This is a genomic window from Candidatus Eremiobacteraceae bacterium (assembly GCA_035710745.1).
Taxonomy (GTDB): Bacteria; Vulcanimicrobiota; Vulcanimicrobiia; order Eremiobacterales; family Eremiobacteraceae; genus JANWLL01.
This window is the reverse complement of the sequence record DASTCX010000004.1, coordinates 181,749-198,056: the sequence shown is the minus strand read 5'-3', so window position 1 is coordinate 198,056 and position 16,308 is coordinate 181,749. Positions and strand designations below refer to the sequence as shown.

The window sequence follows — 16,308 nt, the reverse complement described above, 5'->3', positions numbered from 1 at the left end:
GTGCCCGTTTCCGCCGCACTGCTCTCCCTGTCGGACCGGCAGGGCCTTGACAAGCTCGCGGCCGCTCTTCGTTCGCGCGGCTTCAGGCTCGTCGCGACGAGCGGTACCGCTGCTGCGATCCGCGCCCTCGGCATCGAGTGCGATGACGTAGGCGATCTCACCGGATTTCCGCCGCTGCTCGGCGGTCGCGTCAAGACGCTCCACCCGAACGTCTTCGCCGGCATCCTCGCGTCGCGCGCAGACGAGTCGCACGTCGCGGAGCTCGAACGCTACGAGTTGCCCGCATTCTCCGTCGTCGCGGTGACGCTCTATCCGTTCGAACGCGTCGTCGCCGGCGGCGCGTCTGAGGCGGACGCGGTCGAGAACATCGACATCGGCGGCGTGACCCTGTTGCGTGCCGCGGCGAAGAACTACGCCGACGTCACCGTCCTTTCGGATCCGCGGCAGTACGACGACTTCATATCCGCGCTCGAAAGCGGCGGAGCGTCGACGGCCGCACGGCGCGCGCTTGCTGCTGCGGCTTTCGCGCGCTGCGAAGAGTACGACGCAGCGATAGCCCGATTCTTCGCTCCGTCCGACAGCGCGACGAACGAGCCCCCGGCGACGCTACGGCTATCGCTGCCGCGCGAGCTCGCGCTCCGCTACGGCGAAAATCCGTGGGCGCGAGCGGCATTCTACCTCGGCGCCGGCGCGCCGGCGCATCCCAAACAGCTGTCAGGCAAGACGCTTTCGTACAACAACCTGCTCGACGTCGACTCGTGTCTGCGGCTGCTCGCGCCGGTCGACGAACCTGGCGGATTTCCGGCGTCGGCTCGCAGCAATCGCAGGGTCCAGGCGGCGATCGTCAAGCACACCGTGCCGTGCGGCTATGCCGCGCGAGAGTCTTCGGCCGCGGCGCTCGACGCCGCGCTCGGGGCGGATCCGATATCCGCGTTCGGCGGCATCGTTGCGTGCTCGGGGCGCATAGACAAAGCGGCTGCGGAGCTGCTCCGCGCGAGATTCTTGGAGGTCGTCGCGGCACCCGGTTACGACGACGACGCACGCGCGCTCTTGGCCGCGAAGAAAAATCTGCGCCTGCTGGAGTTCGAAGCGCAGCTTCCCGCAGCGCTCCTGCGCTCGCCGAAGATACGCTCCGCGCTCGGCGGCGTGCTTTTCGAGTATCCGGATCCCGATGCGCCGCCGGACGTGTGGAAGGTCGTCACGCCGACCTCGCCCGAGCAGGCGCAATGGCGCGATCTGCTATTCGCGTTCGGTGCGGTGCGTCAGATCAAGTCGAACGCGGCGGTCGTCGTCAAGGACGAAGTGACGCTCGGCGTCTGCGGCGGTCAAACGAATCGGGTCGCGGCGGTCGAGCTCGCGTGCAAGCGAGCCGGCGACGCCGTGCGAGGCGCCGTCTTAGCGACAGACGGATTCTTTCCGTTCGCGGACGGGATCGAAGCGGCAGCCGCGGTAGGTATCGGCGCGGTCGTCGCGCCAAGCGGATCTATCCGCGACTCAGAGGTCGTCGCGGCAGCGGAACGTCTCGGCGTGCCGCTCGTGTTCGCGTCGCGGCGGTACTTCTTACACTAGAACAGATTGTGCCGCGGCATCCACACGAGCAAGACATACGCGAGACCGGCGGTCGCTGCTAGCGCCGCGAACCAAAAGCCAAGCGCGAGCATCTTAGATACTCGCGCGATGTGCTCGAGGTCTGCCTCGAACTCTCGCATCCTCCTTGATTGTGTTGTCGCGGGGAGTTTACCGCCGGACGTCCGCTTATTGGCGGTAATTATGGCATCAACGAGCATTTTTCGCCGCGTCTTCTAGGCTGCGCACTTGCGAATGTTCTAGAACGAACCGGATGTCGCCGTCGACCACTCGCTCTGCCACAGTTCCATCGACGCGTACCCAGGAGCCGGCTGCGACGCGAACATCACGCGAAAGCCGGACGTCGAATCCGACGTCGACCGCATCCGCAGCGCAGCAGCTGACGACTCGCCGCGATACGGTCGCGAGCGCATCGCGCGACGCGGGCGTCCACGTTCCGGTGACTGCGATCGTGCTGCCGAGCACCGCGCTCGGCGCAGAATCTAATCGATCGAGCGCCTCGAATAGATCGCCGCGCAAAGAAGTCGGTGCCGGACGCGTGCTGACCGTCCCCGGCGCCGGCGGCGGCGATGTCGGCAGACAAAGCGCTGCGCACACACCGCAGACGGCGAAGGCCAAGGATCGACCCCGATGCGCCGCGCCGGATAGGCCCCGAAGCGCGCACCATGCGAGCACCGATCCAGTGAGCAGCGTGGCCCACGCCGGCATCGAGGTGAGGACTTCACTCGCTCCGATCGTCGCACTTGCGACTGAAGCACCGGCGGCGAACGCTACGACCGAGCGCGCGTCGCTCACATCGCGCACAGAGCACCGACCGCGCAGCCGGCCGCGCCTGCAAGAGCTGCGAGCGCACAGCGGCGCGGGCCGAAGACACGCGCGAGCGTGACGAGTTGGCGGATGTCGATCGTCTGCGCTGCGAGGACGAATGCGATCTGCGACGGCGATCGATGGACGAGCACGCGCGCGATCACCGCGTCCGCCGTCGAGCAGGGCGACATGAGCGCACCGCCGGCGGCGGCGATCACGGGCGTCGACAACACGGCGTTATGACCGAAGACCATCAAGCCGACGGTCGCGATCGACGCGGACACCGCGAGCGCGACGAGCGCAGACGCAATGCGACCGCACGCCACTTCCGAAGCAGCATCGTGACGCGAGTGCTTCGCGTCTCGGTCTTCGGCGCGAGCGCCGCGAATGTCGAGACGCCACATCACAGCTGTCAGCGCCGCTGCGATGAAAGCGCCCGCTAGCCGCGCGAAGAGAAGATGCTCTCCGAGCGCACTGTACGTGCCCAGCAGCGCGGCGGGTCCGGCAGCGCAGCTCCACACGAGAACGAAGCCGGCGATCGCGGGCGCCTCGCGCGCGAACGCCGAGGCATAGCCGGCGCTCGCGCAGTCGCATCCGGGAGCGACCAGCGCGGCGATCACCATGATGCGTCTCCAGCGTTGCGATAACAGCTCTTGGATGGTTGCGAAAAGCGCGCCGAGCGTGACGTACGGAAGCGATGCGAGAACGATCGACGACCACCACGCGAGCGCGGTGCCGATACGTCCGACGGCGTCGCTAGCATCGACGTGAGATGCGCCCGGCAAAAGCGTGCCGGCGATGGCGGGTGCGGCCACGACGAGCGGAAAAGTAGTCGTTCGGAACGTCATTCGCGTCGCGGCCGGGCACAGCCCGGCCTTTTGAAACGGCATTGAAAAACTTTTCTGCTCCGCGCGGAACCTTCGATATCCTCCCCCCGGGCTCGAAGCGCTGGCAAGCCCTCGAGCGCCGGATCGACGATGTCTGCTCCCGCTTCGGCTACGGCGAGATCCGGACGCCGATGTTCGAGAGCACGGAGGTTTTCGTCCGCACGCTCGGCGAGACGACCGACGTCGTCGACAAAGAGATGTACACGTTCGTAGACCGCGGTGGAAGGAGCCTCACCTTGCGGCCCGAGTTGACGGCCCCCGCGGTGCGTGCGGTGCTCGAACACGATCTGCTGCGCACGCCGCCGGTGAAGCTCTACTACCGCGGCGCCTTCTTCCGCTACGAGCGTCCGCAGAAGGGCCGCTTCAGGCAAGCGCATCAGTTCGGCGTCGAGTGCTTCGGCGTCGAAGGGCCGGAGGCGGATGCGGAGGTCATCGCGCTCGCGTTGGAAATCATCCGCGCAAGCGGCATCGCCGAGGTGACGCTCGAGGTCAACTCGATGGGCTGCCCGACGTGTCGCGCCGATTACCGCAACGCGCTCGTCGCCTATCTCGATGCCCACCGCGACGCGCTGTCGGAGACGAGCCGCGACCGGCTCGCCCGCAACCCGTTGCGCATCCTCGATTCGAAAGATCCATCCGACAAGATGCTGGTCGCCGCCGGGCCGAAGATCGGCGACTACCTTTGCGATGCGTGCCGAGCGCACTTCGACGGCGTCCTCGCGCTTCTCGATGCCATGCACATCGCGTGGCGGCGAAACCCGCTCATCGTGCGAGGCTTCGACTATTACACGCGAACGGTTTTCGAGTTCAGCTCGGAGGCGCTCGGATCGCAAAACGCGATCTGCGGCGGCGGACGCTACGACGGGCTCGTCGAATCGATGGGCGGACCGCCGACGCCGGGCGTGGGATTCGGCATGGGCATGGACCGGCTGCTCATCGTCGCGCAGTCAAGCGAACGGGCGACCGACGGGCTTGCGTCGCGCAGCGGCATCGACGTCGCCTTCATCGCGCTCGACCCGGACTCGACGCTGCTGCTCGTGCCGCCGATGTACGCGCTCCGCAAGCGCGGCGTCGCCGTCGACATGGACTACACGCGACGCAAGTTGGAAAAGCAGCTGCGAGCGGCGGGCGATGCCGGCGCTCGCTTCGCGGCAATCGTCGGCGAAGATGAGCGAAAAGCAGGCGACGCGACCGTACAAGATCTTTCGACGCGCGAACGCGAACGCGTGAAGCTCGTCGATCTCGAAGCCGCGCTGTTGGGCCGGCTCGGAAAGTAAGCAGAGATGGAGCTCGACGCGAAAGTCTTGCGAGCGATCGTCGACGTCATGCAGCGATTCGGACTCGACCGCGTCCGCATCCGGCGCAACGGCGTCGATGTCGACGCGCGGATGTCCGCGCGCAGCGCACCGCTCGCCGCGCAACCGGCGCCTGCCGCGTCGAAGACGCGTGCTGCAGCGCGCGCGCCGGAAGCGCCGGCGAACGTCCGCAAAGTTCTCGCGCCGCTCGTCGGCGTGTTCTATCGCTCGCCCGCGCCGGGAGTGAAACCGTTCGTCGCGGTCGGCGACGCGGTGACCGGAGGGCAGGTCCTCTGCATCCTGGAAGCCATGAAATTGATGAACGAGATCGTCAGCGAGTTCGACGGCACGATCGCGAAGATCTGCGTCGAAGATGGTGCGCTCGTCTCGCTCGGCCAGGAACTCTTTTGGATCGAAGCCTGAACGCTCGCGACCGCTGGGTATCCGATCTTCTCGCACGGATGCGCGGCCGGCGCATAGCCGTCGTCGGCGATCTCATGCTCGACGAGTGGCTGTGGGGTCGCGTATCGCGCATCTCTCCGGAGGCTCCTGTACCGGTCGTCGAGGTCGACGACCACTCGTATACGCTCGGCGGCGCGGGAAACGTCGCGAACAATCTCGCCGCACTTGGCGCGAAGGTACGTACCATCGGCATCGTCGGTGACGATGAAGCCGGCGAGCGCGTCTTGGACATGCTTGCGCGCTTGCACGCCGATACGAGCGGCGTACAGCGGGTCGCGCGGCGTCCGACGACCCAGAAGACGCGCATCGTCGCGCACCACCAGCAGGTCGTCCGTGCCGATCGCGAGTCGACGGCACCCGTAAACGGCGCGCTTGCAGGGCGCCTGCGCAATTCGTTGCTCGAGCTCGACGGCGATGTCGACGGCATAATCATCTCGGACTACGGCAAGGGTCTCATCGGCTTGCCCGTCACCCAAGCCCTGCGCTCGTTCTCTCACCGTCCGGTCATCGCGGGCGACCCGAAGCCGCAGAACCTCGATGCGTTTGCTTCCATAGATTGCATCGCGCCGAACGCCGTCGAGGCCGCCGCCGCGGCCGGCCTGACGATCGCGTCCGATCGCGATCTCTCGCGCGCGGCCGCTGCGCTCATCAAACGGACCGGTTGCAAATACGTCCTCATCACCCGAGGTGAGCACGGCATGACGCTGTTCTCGAAGTCCGCGCGCGCGTTCACCGTGCCGGCGGTAGCGAGGCAAGTCTACGACGTAAGCGGTGCCGGCGACACCGTCATCTCGACCCTAACGCTCGCGCTCGCCGTCGGAGCGCCCATCGAACGAGCGGTCTCGCTCGCGACCCTCGCTGCCGGCGTCGTCGTGGAGAAGCTCGGCACGGCGACAGCGACGCCCGCGGAGATCGTCCGCTTCGCAGAACACGAAGGCGTCGCGAAGCCGGTGGCGTTCCCGCCGGCGCAAAAACGGCGGCCAGCCAAAGCGACGGCGCGACGTGCGCGCGGCTGATAAAGTGTTGACGCGCGAGGCGCTCGCGGAAGCCGTCGCGCAGCGGCGTGCGACGCACAGCCCTGTGGTCTTCACCAACGGCGTGTTCGACCTGCTTCATATCGGGCACGTGCGCTATCTCGAGTTCGCGCGCGGCCTCGGCAAGATGCTCGTCGTGGGCGTCAACTCCGACGAATCGGTCCGCTCGCTCGGCAAGGAAAAGGGAAGGCCGATAGTACCGGCTGCGGAGCGTGCGGAAGTCGTCGCGGCGCTCGCGAGCGTCGACTTCGTGTGCATCTTCGACGAGCAGCGGCCCGATGCGACGATACGCGCGCTTCGTCCGGACATTCACGTCAAGAGCACGCAATACAAACTTGAAGATCTGCCCGAAGCAGGTGCGGTCGCCGAAGTCGGCGCCAAGATCGTGCTCGCACCGCATCTGCCCGCGTCGTCGACGACCGATATCGTGCGACGGATCCGCGAGGGCGCATCTCCGTGAACTCACCGCGGCTCGTCGTCACGACGAACGGCCCCGGCGAGCTCATGGGGTGGGCCCGTCCGTTCTTGCGCGCCGTCTATCGGAAGGCGCCCGGCGCGCGCGTGACGGTCGTCTTCGTGCCATGCCCGTATGCCACCGGCCGCGAAGCGGAGATCACGTCGTCGATGTTCCCCTCAGCGGACGTCGTCGATCCGAAAGGTTACGGGCGCTTCCTGCTCCGCAAAGCGGTAAAAGGTATGGAACGCGGTAGCGGCGCGCTCCAATACCTTGGCGGCGACCTTTTCCACGCGACGACGATCGCGCGTCGCCTCGGCGTGAAGCCGATGACGTACAAATTCACGCGCCGCAGCTATTGCCAGTCGTTCGAGCGCTTCTTCGCGCTCGACGAGCGGAACGCCGCAGAACTTCGACGCGCCGGCGCGCCGCCCGATCGCGTGAAGATCGTGGGAAACCTCGTTCCGGATGCGGTGCTCGGCTCGTTGTCCGCGCCGCCCGACGATCGACCCGGCGATGGCGTCTGCATACTGCCCGGCAGCAGGCCGATGGAGATCAGACACGCGCTCCCGTTCTTCATCGCCGTCGCGCGCAGGATCCGCAAACGAAAGCCGGGCGTCCCCGTCACGTTCGTCCTCTCGCCGTTCAACGGCGACGACGAGCTGCGGGCGGCGCTCGAAGCTCGGCCGGATCCGCGTATGGGCGGCATGGGCGCCGCGATCGCCAGCGACGGGAGATCGGTCGAAGCTGACGGAGAGCGATTCATGCTCGATCGGTCTGGCGACTACAAAGCGCTGTCTGCGGCGCGGCTCGTCGTGACGATTCCCGGCACGAAGTGCATCGAATGCGCGGTGCTCGCGCGTCCGATGCTCGTCGCCGTACCGCTCAATCGCGCCGACCTCATCGTCATGAACGGCGTCGCCGGATATCTCCACCTCGTGCCGCTCGTCGGTCCGCCGCTGAAGACGATGATCGTGCGCGCGGCGGAACGCCGTTTCCGGTTCGTAAGCCAGCCGAACATCGACGCCGATCGCGAAATCGTGCCGGAGATGCGCGGCATCCTCAAACCCGACGACGTCGCCGCGAAGGCATCCTTGATGTACGATGACGAGGCCGGCCTCTCGACGGCACGCGAGGCGCTCGGCCACATCTACGCGCGCGACGCCGGCGCGTCGGATCGGATGGCCGCGGAGGCGCTCGCCGTCGCGTCGGATGAACGGCTCGAGGTCGCCCTCTGACATGTCCGACGCCTCGGTCGTCATCGCCACGCGAAATCGCGCGGGCCTGCTCCGCGGGTGCCTAGAACGTCTGAGGGCTCAATCCGCCGCAGGCCGTTTCGACGTCGTCGTCGTCGACAACGGATCGACGGACGAAACGCCGGCCGTCATCGCGGCCGCCGCGAACGCCGGCTTGGCGATCCACCGGATCCACGTCGCCGAACCGAATCGCGGCAAGGCTCGCAATGCGGGCATCGCGTCGGCGAGCGGTGCGGTGATCTTGTTCTGCGACGACGACACGCTGCCGCCGCGCGGCTGGGTCGAGGCACATCTGGCGGCGCGCGCCGCAGACCCGAAAAGCGTCGTATCGGGCCCGATCGTCAACGTCGAAAGCGACGCCGATCTCCCGCCGCCATCGGCGAAGAACTTCTCGCGTGCGTTTTTCTGCACGTGCAACGTCAGCGTCGCGCGCGCCGAACTCGACGCGGTCGGCGGTTTCGACGAGCGCTATGACCTGTACGGCTGGGAGGACACCGATCTCGGCGTGCGCCTCAAAGAGCGTAGCGCGCGGCGCGTCTGGTCGTGGGAGGCCCACATCTACCACGTGAAACCCGCTGCAGCGCAACCGCTCGACGCGCGCATCGCGCTCGCGACCGAGAAGGGAACGATGGCTGCGCGCTTCGTCCGTAAGTCGCCGACGCTGCCCGTGCGCCTTGCGACGGGCGCCTATGCGATCAATTTCGCGCGCGCGGCGCTTCTCGAGGCACCGCCGCTTCGCCGCTGGTACGCGCGCCTTGCAGCAGATCCGAACTCCGCTCGCTCGCCGCTCGGGCGCTTCGCGGCCGAAGCGCTCGTCGACGCGGCATATCTCGACGCGATGCGGATCGCGCTTCGCCGCGATGCCTGACGGGCACCGCTTCCTTCTCATCCGGCTCGACGGCATCGGCGACGCGCTCGTCTGCGTGCCCGCGCTCGAAGCGCTGCGCACCACGTTTCCCGGGGCGACGTTCGGCGCGGTCTGCTCGCCGCGCAACGCCGCGCTGTTCTCGCGCGAACGAGTCGCTCGCGTCCACGTCCTCGGACGAGACGATGATGCATCCGAGCGCCGACGATTGGCTGCCGAACTGCGCGAACAGGGCTACACCGACGCGCTCGTCGCGACGGAAGAGCCTATAGGATATACTCTCGGTTCGATGTCTCGCGCCCACAAACGCGCCGGCTTTTGGCATCGCCTTGAGAAGCCGTTCAAGTCGGTCTGGCAATTCGCGCACTTGACGGATGCCGTCTATCGGCCGGCGGCGTGGGTCGAGCAACCTGAGCACGAGGTGAACGCGATCCATCGACTCGCGCAGCGACTCGGCGCCGCCGCCGCGCCATCTATAGATCCGGCAGAGCTGCGGCGGTGGCTCGACGTCGAGACCGGCGCATCGACGCCCACAGCCGGAGCGCTCGCCTTACAAGTCGCGCGCAAGTGGTTCGAACGGGGATGGGATGCGCGCGCTCTCGCCCGCATGACGGTCGCCGCGCTCGATGCATCGCCGTTTCAGCGCTGCGTGCTGCTCGCCGGACCCGATGACGCGGGGTCCGTACGCGCGGTTATGGAAGCCATTCCCGCGCAAAGACGCGACGCCGGCACGATCACTGCGGCCGAGACGGCGACGCTGCGCCGGTGGTTGGGGGCGATCGGCTCGGCCGGCGCATTGCTCACGCCGGATACGGGCGCCGCTCACGCCGCAGGCATGCTCGGAGTTCCCGTGGTCGATGTCTTCGGACCGGTCCGGTTTCCGCAACTCTCGCGGCAGTGGCGTCCGTGGGCCGCGACCGCACGCTGCCTCGTGCAGCCGGAGAACGCGACGGCGACCGCAGCGCAAGAGTTCGGCGTCATCGTCGGCAGCGCGCTCGCCGATCTCGTCGCGCCTCGTGGGGTCGTGTCCTGACGCCGAACGTCGTCGCGATCTGCTCCGGCGGCGGGATCGGCGACCTTCTCGCCGCGACGCCTGCCATTCACGCATTGTCGCGCCATTTCGGCGTGCCGCTATCGGTCGTCACGACGCCGTACGCAGCGCCGATACTCCAGGACCGGCCCGACGTGCGCGACGTCATCGCGGACGACGGATCTATGAGCGCCGGCGATCTCAGCGCCGCGCTCGCATCGCGATCCTTCACTCATGCGGTCGTTTTCTGGTCGACCGCGCGCATCGCAAGCGCCCTGCGGCGAGCGCGTATCCCGATACGCGTCGGACAGGCTCGGCGTCTCTATTCGTGGTCCTACACGAAACGGGTCACGGTGAGAAGCGAAAACGGCGATGTGACGAGCCACTGGACGGACGTCCAAATGGACTACGCTCGCGCGCTGGGAGCGACGCCGGACCTCGGCGATTTCACGATCGATATCCGACCGCGCCCGGCCGATGCGGCACGCGCCGACGCGGTCCTCTCCGCCGCTTCGATCGCCGCACCGTTCGCCGTCCTGCACGCCGCCCGCGGACTCGATCTCGACCGCGTCGCGTGGCCGACCGAGCGATTCGCGGCGCTCGGCGACGCGATCGCGGGCGAATTCGATTTTTCGATCGTCCTCACGGGCAGCGCGGCTGACGAACCGACGATCTCGCGGATCTCGGCGACGATGCGCGCCCAGCACGCGCTCGTCGCAGGAAAGACCGACCTGATGGCGCTCGCCGCGTTGCTCGGACGCGCGGCTCTCGTCGTCGCGCTCGATTCCGGGCCGATGCATATCGCCGCCGCGCTCGGCACGCCGACGGTAGGCATTTTCGCGCTGCGGACGGATCTGCCGGATCGATGGGCGCCGCTCGGCCCGCGCGTCGCGATCGTGCGGCCGTCGTATCCATGCCCGCCGTGGCACCGCAAAGAGAACTGTCCTGACTTCGCGTGCTACGCGGCGCTGTCGCCGGCCGCCGTCGTCGAAGCAGCTCGCGCTATCGTTCCGAAAGCGTCGAGTGCGGCGAGCGCGGGGTCGGCACGCGCATGAGCACGCACGAGAAAACGCCCGTGTTGACGATCCAGTTATGCACGTATAATCGCAAAGCGTTGCTCGGGCGTGTGATGGACGCGCTTTTCGATCAGGACCTCGATCCGGACGACTACGAGATCGTTCTCGTCGACGACGGCTCGACCGACGGATCGTACGAATCGGTCATATCGAAGCTGCAGCCGCCGTGTTCGCTCCACGTCGTCCGGCAGCGAAACGCCGGCTTGGCGCGCGGGCGAAACACCGGCATCGCGCGCGCGCGCGGCGAGTACATCTTGTTCATGGACGACGACGTCCTTGCGACGCGCGGATTGCTCTCCGCCCACGTGCGCTTCCATCGCGAGCATCCGCGTTCGATCTGCAGGGCGGGCGTCATCAATGTCGACGATTTCGATCACCTTCCTCCAGCAAGATATTCGTGGCGCAACTATTCCGGCGCGTATTTCTGGACGACGAACGTCTCGCTGCCGCTCGCGCTCGTGAAAGAGGCGGGCGGATTCGACGAGCGCTTCCGCGAGTACGGCTGGGAAGATCTCGAACTCGGCTTTCGCCTGCGTACGATGGGCGTTCCGTCGATGCTGGCCCGCGATGCGATCGTCTACCACTTCAAGCCGCCGGTGCCGCGCGCGAACGTACCGAGCATGGTGCGACAAGCGCGCGCGCAGGGCCGCACGGCCGTGCAATTCCTGAGGAAGCATCCGCACTGGCGCGTCGCGCTCGCGACCGGTCAGGTGGCGCCAATCCGCTTTTGGAGCGGCGTCGCCCGCGCCGCGGGCTGGCCGCGTGTTCTCGAGCGTCTCTCGGGTGCCGCCGGCGACGCGCCGGCAAACGTCCCTCCGGCGGTCCAACGCTGGGCCGCGCACCGGCTCGCGCGGGCGGCGTATTTCGAAGAGATCGCGGCTTCGGACGGTTCGCGATGAAGCGCATCGTCATCATCAGGACGGATCGCGTCGGCGACCTCGTCTTGTCGACGCCGGCCATCGCCTCGCTGCGCAGGTCGTGGCCCGAAGCGAAGATCGAGGCGATCGTCACGGACTACACGGAGCCGGTTCTCCGTCATAGTCCCGACGTCGATTGCGTGCACGTCCTGCGTAAATCGGCGACGATCTCGGCCGCGCGCACCCTAGCGCATGAGATCGGCGCCGGTGCGGATCTCGTCGTCGCCTTGGCGCCGAGAACCCCGGACTACCGCCTCGCCGCATGGACGCGTGCTCCGCGACGCATCGGCTACGTCTATCGTCGCAGATATTTCTCGCGTCTTGCCGCGTGGTGGCTGTTGACGGATCATTGCATCTCGGAAGCGGACCCCGACCTCGCCGACCGGTATCCCGATATACCTGTCGCGCATGAGGTCCATCAAGTGCTCGCGCTCGTCGCGCTCGCGGGCGGCGGCGTCACGACCGATCGGCTCGTGCTGCGGCTCGGCGACGACGACCGCGCGTTCGCGCGCAACGCCGTCGCGGGAGGAGCGATCGCGCTCAATCTCGCGCCGCGTTGGTTTCAGCCGAATTTCGGTTTCGAGGCGACGGTGAAGCTCCTACGGCGCCTCGCGTCGCTGCGGAGGGACGTGCTGGTGACCTACGGAAATGACGTGCCCGATGCGGCGGCGCGGCTTCGCGGCGCCGTTTCCGCTCCCAACATCACGTGGCTCGACGGGTTGCCGCTGCTCCGATGGGCCGCGGCGCTCGAACGGTGTTCGGTCGTCGTCACCGTCGACACCGGCGCGACGCACGTGGCGAGCGCGGTCGGCGTACCGGTCGTCGCGGTCTTCGAGCGCCAGTACTTCCGGCTCAGCTCGCAGGAGTGGGCGCCTTGGCAAGTGCCGAGCGTCGCGCTCTGCAAGCAGCCTGCTGGAGCTTCGGCCGATCCGCTCATCGACGACATCACGACGGCCGCGCAGCGGCTCGCCGAGGAGAAAACGCCGGACGCGGATGCGCGACCGGCTCTCTGAAGACATCGATAATATATTATGGAACTTTCGGTCGTCGTGCCGACCTACAACCGGATCGACACGCTGCGCGTCGTTCTGCCGTCGCTGCTCGACCAGACGGTCGACCCGGAAGCGTACGAGATCATCATCGCCGATTCGCGAAGCGATGACGGAACGGATGAGTTCGTCCGCTCGACGATCGCATCGGCTGTTGGCGAACGGCTTCGCTACGTGCCCGGTCCTTACACAGGGCGCGCGGCTGCCCGCAACGCAGGCATCGCGGCGGCCCGGGCGCCGGTCGTGCTCTTCACCGATGCGGACATCATCGCGTCGCGCGATCTCATCGAACGTCACGTGCTCGGTCACGCGGCAAGCGGCGAGCGCGTGGCTGTGGTCGGTTGCGAACTGCAGGTGAAATCCCTGGAAGACTACAGACAGCAGCGTGACGACCCGGCGACGCGCAGGCCGCTCCATCCGGCGACGCGGAGCAAGCTTTCGTGGCTCTATTTCCTCACCGGCAACGCGTCGGTGCGGCGCGACGACCTGCAAGCGGTCGGCGGATTCGACGAATCGTTCACCGGATACGGTCACGAAGACCTCGAACTCGGCTACCGGCTCGAGAAGAGCGGCGTCGAGATCCGCTACGACCCAGCCGCCGTCAACTATCACTGGCATCCGGTCGGTTACAGCGAGCAGATCGGGCGCATGGAACTCGCCGGCGTCTCGACCGTGCGCTTTTATCGCAAGCACCCCGACTTCGCTGTGAAGGCGAACCTCGGGATGACGCGGATCTCGCTCGCGCTCCACTCGCTGCTCGCCGCCGCGAGGCCCGTTCGGGAAGCGATCGAACGAGCCGGCGCGTCCGTCGAGATGCCGAAGAAGAACACGTGGCCGTACGTGGCGCGGCAGATCGCATATCAATATCACTACGTCACCGGGGTGAAGCGCGCGCTGCGCGAGCCCGTAGGAGCATCGGAGCGTTGACGACTTTCGCGCGCGCCACGTGCGGCGAGCTCACCGCCGACCGCGTCGGCGGACAAGCGGACATCCGCGGCTGGGTGAACAGCACGCGCGATCACGGCGGCCTCATCTTCGTCGACGTGCGCGACCGTTTCGGCATCACGCAGACGGTGTTCGATCCTTCGTCGTCGCCCGCGGCCGCCGAGACGGCTTCGAAGCTCCGGTCCGAGGACGTGATCGCGGTCCGCGGCGTCGTCCGCCGCCGGCCCGCGGGCACTGAGAACAAAGCGCTCTCGACCGGCGAGATCGAGATCGCCGGATCCGACGTCGACGTGCTCAACCGGTCGCTCACGCCGCCGTTCCCGATCCATGGCGACGAGGATATCGACGAACATCTTCGCATGAAGTATCGCTTCCTCGATCTGCGCCGGCCGAAGCTGCAGCGCAACATCGCGCTTCGCCACCGTGCGCTCAAAGCGGTCCGCGACTACCTCGACGCGCGCGGCTTCCTCGAGATCGAGACGCCGATGCTCATCAAGCAGACGCCCGAGGGCGCACGCGACTTCCTCGTGCCGAGCCGCTTGCATCCGGGGACGTTCTATGCGCTGCCGCAATCGCCGCAGCTGTTCAAGCAGATCTTGATGGTCGCCGGCTTTCACCGGTATTTCCAGATAGCGCGCTGCTTCCGGGATGAGGCGTCGCGCGCCGATCGTCAGCCGGAGTTCACGCAGATCGACATCGAGATGACGTTCCCGACGCAAGAGGACGTCATCGAGCTCACCGAGGGCATGTTCGCGCGCATGTTCGGCGAGGCGCTCGGCATCGAGGTGGCGACGCCGTTCCCCAGGCTGACGTTCGGCGAGTCGATGGACCGATTCGGCGTCGACAAGCCGGATCTGCGCTTCGGCATGGAGCTCGCCGACTACGGACTTGCGTTCGAGAACACCGAGTTCAAGATCTTCGCGAGCGCGCTCGCCGAGGGCAAGCGCATCATCGGCATCGTCGACGAGGGCGGTGCGTCACGCTCGCGGCGCGAGTTCGACGCGCTCGTCGCGGCCGCGCAAGAACTTGGGGCGAAAGGCCTCGCGTGGATCGCATTCGGATCGGACGGCGTGAAGACATCGCTCCCGAAGACGGCGCTCACCGACTCAGCGCTGGCAGCGATCCGCCGCATCGGCGGTGCGAAAGACGGCGATGCGGTACTGCTCGTCGCCGATGCGCCGTCGACCGCGCTCGCCATCGCGGGCCAGCTTCGTCTGCACGTCGCGACGGCGAAAGGGCTTCGCGATCCAGAGCGCTTCGAATTCTGCTGGGTGCTCGATTTCCCGCTCTTCGAACGTGACGCAGAGACGGGCGCTCTCGGCCCGATGCACCATCCGTTCACGGCGCCCGCGCCCGGGTATGAGTCCCTCGCCGGCGATCCGCTCCTGCTGCGCGCGCAACACTACGACGTCGTGCTCAACGGCTCCGAGCTAGGAAGCGGATCGATCCGTATCCACGACCCCGAGATTCAGCGCAAAGTCTTCCGCCTGCTCGGCTACACCGACGAGCAAGTCGAGGCGCGCTTCGGCTTCCTGCTCGAGGCGCTCTCGTATGGCGCGCCGCCGCACGGCGGCATCGCGCCCGGTGTCGATCGGATAATCCAGATGATGGTGGGCGCCGATTCGATCCGCGAGGTGATCGCCTTCCCGAAGAACCAGCGATTCCAAGACGTCATGATCGACGCGCCGTCGACGGTCGAGCCCGAGCTCTTGCGCGAGCTGCGCATCAAAGTGGAGCCGCCCCGATGAAGAGCATCCCACTCGTCCGCGACGCCGACGTCTCCGACGATCGCGTCAAAGAGGCGTATCGCGATTTCAAAGAGTCGATGCGCGTCTCGTTCGTCGACTCGATGTTCCAGGCGTATGCCGCGACGCCGAAGTTCCTCGATTACGCGTGGCGGCGGCTGCGTCCGAGCATGCTGTCGGCGCCGTTCGTCGAGCAGGGGCGCCGTGTCGCCGACATCGCCGACGACGGCGTCGCGAGTTGGCCCGTCTCCGACCATGCCGCCGAGCTCCACGCTCGCAACTACGGCGACGCGGATCTTCGCAAGCTCCGCGACATCGTCGAGATCTTCCATGGCCTGCTGCCGAAACTCGCGATCGTATCGCAGGCGCTGCGCGTCGCGCTCGGCGGCGAACCGATCGGCGGCGGCGGTGTCTCGCAACCGCCGCAGCATGACGACCGCGATCGGCTCGTGAGGGATTTTCGCGGCTTGCAAGTGCCGATGGCGGACGATCGCGAGGCGCCGCTTCGCGTTCGCAACGCTTTCGACGAGATGCAGCGCGTGGCCGGTCTCTCGTTCGTGAGCACTGCGCATCGCGCGCTCGGCGCATACCCCGACTGGCTCGACGTCGTCTGGTCGGATGTAAAGCCGATGCTGGCCGACGTCCGGCGACGCGACCTGTGCAACAAGGTCGATGCTGCCGCGCAAGAGGCGGCGCAGCACTTGCCGTACCCGTTGAACATGCCCGAGGGCGAGTTCGACGCCATGAAGTCGGTCAACGACGCATTTTGTTCGATCTTGCCGGGCCTCATCGTCGACATCGCGGTCGCCCGCCGCGGCCTCGGCCCCGAACCCACCACCTAGCGGCATTCATACAAAAGACCAGGGAGCGGTCGAGATTTATCTCGACCGCCGCGGCCT

17 protein-coding genes are annotated in these 16,308 nt (G+C 67.1%); 14 read left to right on the top strand and 3 right to left on the bottom strand.

Annotated features, from left to right (window positions below; all coding sequences use genetic code 11):
• Nucleotides 1–1,569 (top strand): bifunctional phosphoribosylaminoimidazolecarboxamide formyltransferase/IMP cyclohydrolase, encoded by a 1,569-nt coding sequence (gene purH / locus VFO25_02035; GenBank protein HET9341680.1) that lies wholly within the window; start codon nucleotides 1–3, stop codon nucleotides 1,567–1,569.
• Here purH and VFO25_02030 read toward each other — a convergent pair.
• The 3 genes from VFO25_02030 to VFO25_02020 form a co-directional block, all read right to left on the bottom strand.
• Nucleotides 1,566–1,709, bottom strand: a complete 144-nt coding sequence (locus VFO25_02030; GenBank protein ID HET9341679.1) for a hypothetical protein — start codon at nucleotides 1,707–1,709, stop codon at nucleotides 1,566–1,568. The two genes, purH and VFO25_02030, sit on opposite strands and share 4 nt — an antisense overlap.
• 67 nt (nucleotides 1,710–1,776) lie before the next feature.
• The gene (locus VFO25_02025) at nucleotides 1,777–2,382 is read right to left on the bottom strand and encodes a hypothetical protein (GenBank protein ID HET9341678.1); all 606 of its coding nucleotides are present in this window, start codon (nucleotides 2,380–2,382) and stop codon (nucleotides 1,777–1,779) included.
• Nucleotides 2,379–3,284 carry a hypothetical protein gene (locus tag VFO25_02020; GenBank protein HET9341677.1) on the bottom strand — a complete coding sequence of 302 codons (906 nt, stop codon included), beginning with the start codon at nucleotides 3,282–3,284 and terminating at the stop codon, nucleotides 2,379–2,381. Before VFO25_02020 ends, VFO25_02025 begins: the two co-directional genes overlap by 4 nt.
• Here VFO25_02020 and hisS point away from each other — a divergent pair.
• From hisS to VFO25_01955, 13 genes are all read left to right on the top strand, one after another.
• A complete protein-coding gene (gene hisS / locus VFO25_02015) occupies nucleotides 3,284–4,558 on the top strand; it encodes a histidine--tRNA ligase (GenBank protein ID HET9341676.1) in 1,275 nt (424 codons plus the stop codon). The genes VFO25_02020 and hisS overlap by 1 nt on opposite strands.
• 6 nt (nucleotides 4,559–4,564) lie before the next feature.
• The gene (gene accB / locus VFO25_02010; GenBank protein ID HET9341675.1) at nucleotides 4,565–4,999 is read left to right on the top strand and encodes an acetyl-CoA carboxylase biotin carboxyl carrier protein; all 435 of its coding nucleotides are present in this window, start codon (nucleotides 4,565–4,567) and stop codon (nucleotides 4,997–4,999) included.
• A complete protein-coding gene (locus VFO25_02005) occupies nucleotides 4,984–6,054 on the top strand; it encodes a PfkB family carbohydrate kinase (GenBank protein HET9341674.1) in 1,071 nt (356 codons plus the stop codon). Before accB ends, VFO25_02005 begins: the two co-directional genes overlap by 16 nt.
• Entirely contained in the window at nucleotides 6,041–6,532 is a 492-nt protein-coding gene (locus tag VFO25_02000; GenBank protein ID HET9341673.1) for an adenylyltransferase/cytidyltransferase family protein, read from the top strand. Before VFO25_02005 ends, VFO25_02000 begins: the two co-directional genes overlap by 14 nt.
• Entirely contained in the window at nucleotides 6,529–7,764 is a 1,236-nt protein-coding gene (locus VFO25_01995) for a hypothetical protein (protein ID HET9341672.1), read from the top strand. The genes VFO25_02000 and VFO25_01995 overlap by 4 nt, the downstream gene beginning before the upstream one ends.
• 1 nt (nucleotide 7,765) lies before the next feature.
• Nucleotides 7,766–8,650, top strand: a complete 885-nt coding sequence (locus tag VFO25_01990; protein ID HET9341671.1) for a glycosyltransferase — start codon at nucleotides 7,766–7,768, stop codon at nucleotides 8,648–8,650.
• A complete protein-coding gene (locus tag VFO25_01985; protein ID HET9341670.1) occupies nucleotides 8,643–9,680 on the top strand; it encodes a glycosyltransferase family 9 protein in 1,038 nt (345 codons plus the stop codon). The genes VFO25_01990 and VFO25_01985 overlap by 8 nt, the downstream gene beginning before the upstream one ends.
• Before the next feature lie 92 nt (nucleotides 9,681–9,772).
• The gene (locus VFO25_01980) at nucleotides 9,773–10,732 is read left to right on the top strand and encodes a glycosyltransferase family 9 protein (protein ID HET9341669.1); all 960 of its coding nucleotides are present in this window, start codon (nucleotides 9,773–9,775) and stop codon (nucleotides 10,730–10,732) included.
• The gene (locus tag VFO25_01975) at nucleotides 10,729–11,652 is read left to right on the top strand and encodes a glycosyltransferase (GenBank protein ID HET9341668.1); all 924 of its coding nucleotides are present in this window, start codon (nucleotides 10,729–10,731) and stop codon (nucleotides 11,650–11,652) included. The genes VFO25_01980 and VFO25_01975 overlap by 4 nt, the downstream gene beginning before the upstream one ends.
• Complete coding sequence (locus tag VFO25_01970; protein HET9341667.1) at nucleotides 11,649–12,683, top strand: glycosyltransferase family 9 protein; 1,035 nt, start codon at nucleotides 11,649–11,651, stop codon at nucleotides 12,681–12,683. The genes VFO25_01975 and VFO25_01970 overlap by 4 nt, the downstream gene beginning before the upstream one ends.
• A gap of 18 nt (nucleotides 12,684–12,701) precedes the next feature.
• Complete coding sequence (locus VFO25_01965; protein ID HET9341666.1) at nucleotides 12,702–13,646, top strand: glycosyltransferase; 945 nt, start codon at nucleotides 12,702–12,704, stop codon at nucleotides 13,644–13,646.
• Entirely contained in the window at nucleotides 13,643–15,412 is a 1,770-nt protein-coding gene (gene aspS, locus VFO25_01960; protein ID HET9341665.1) for an aspartate--tRNA ligase, read from the top strand. Before VFO25_01965 ends, aspS begins: the two co-directional genes overlap by 4 nt.
• Nucleotides 15,409–16,251, top strand: a complete 843-nt coding sequence (locus VFO25_01955; GenBank protein ID HET9341664.1) for a halocarboxylic acid dehydrogenase DehI family protein — start codon at nucleotides 15,409–15,411, stop codon at nucleotides 16,249–16,251. The genes aspS and VFO25_01955 overlap by 4 nt, the downstream gene beginning before the upstream one ends.
• The last annotated feature ends 57 nt before the right edge of the window (nucleotides 16,252–16,308 follow it).

Coding starts and splice junctions, on each gene's coding strand:
- VFO25_02030 (HET9341679.1), bottom strand. CDS start 1,709: ATGCGAGAGTTCGAGGCAGACCTCGAGCACATCGCGCGAGTATCTAAG.
- VFO25_02020 (HET9341677.1), bottom strand. CDS start 3,284: ATGCCGTTTCAAAAGGCCGGGCTGTGCCCGGCCGCGACGCGAATGACG.
- accB (HET9341675.1), top strand. CDS start 4,565: ATGGAGCTCGACGCGAAAGTCTTGCGAGCGATCGTCGACGTCATGCAG.
- VFO25_01990 (HET9341671.1), top strand. CDS start 7,766: ATGTCCGACGCCTCGGTCGTCATCGCCACGCGAAATCGCGCGGGCCTG.
- VFO25_01985 (HET9341670.1), top strand. CDS start 8,643: ATGCCTGACGGGCACCGCTTCCTTCTCATCCGGCTCGACGGCATCGGC.
- VFO25_01975 (HET9341668.1), top strand. CDS start 10,729: ATGAGCACGCACGAGAAAACGCCCGTGTTGACGATCCAGTTATGCACG.
- VFO25_01970 (HET9341667.1), top strand. CDS start 11,649: ATGAAGCGCATCGTCATCATCAGGACGGATCGCGTCGGCGACCTCGTC.
- VFO25_01965 (HET9341666.1), top strand. CDS start 12,702: ATGGAACTTTCGGTCGTCGTGCCGACCTACAACCGGATCGACACGCTG.
- VFO25_01955 (HET9341664.1), top strand. CDS start 15,409: ATGAAGAGCATCCCACTCGTCCGCGACGCCGACGTCTCCGACGATCGC.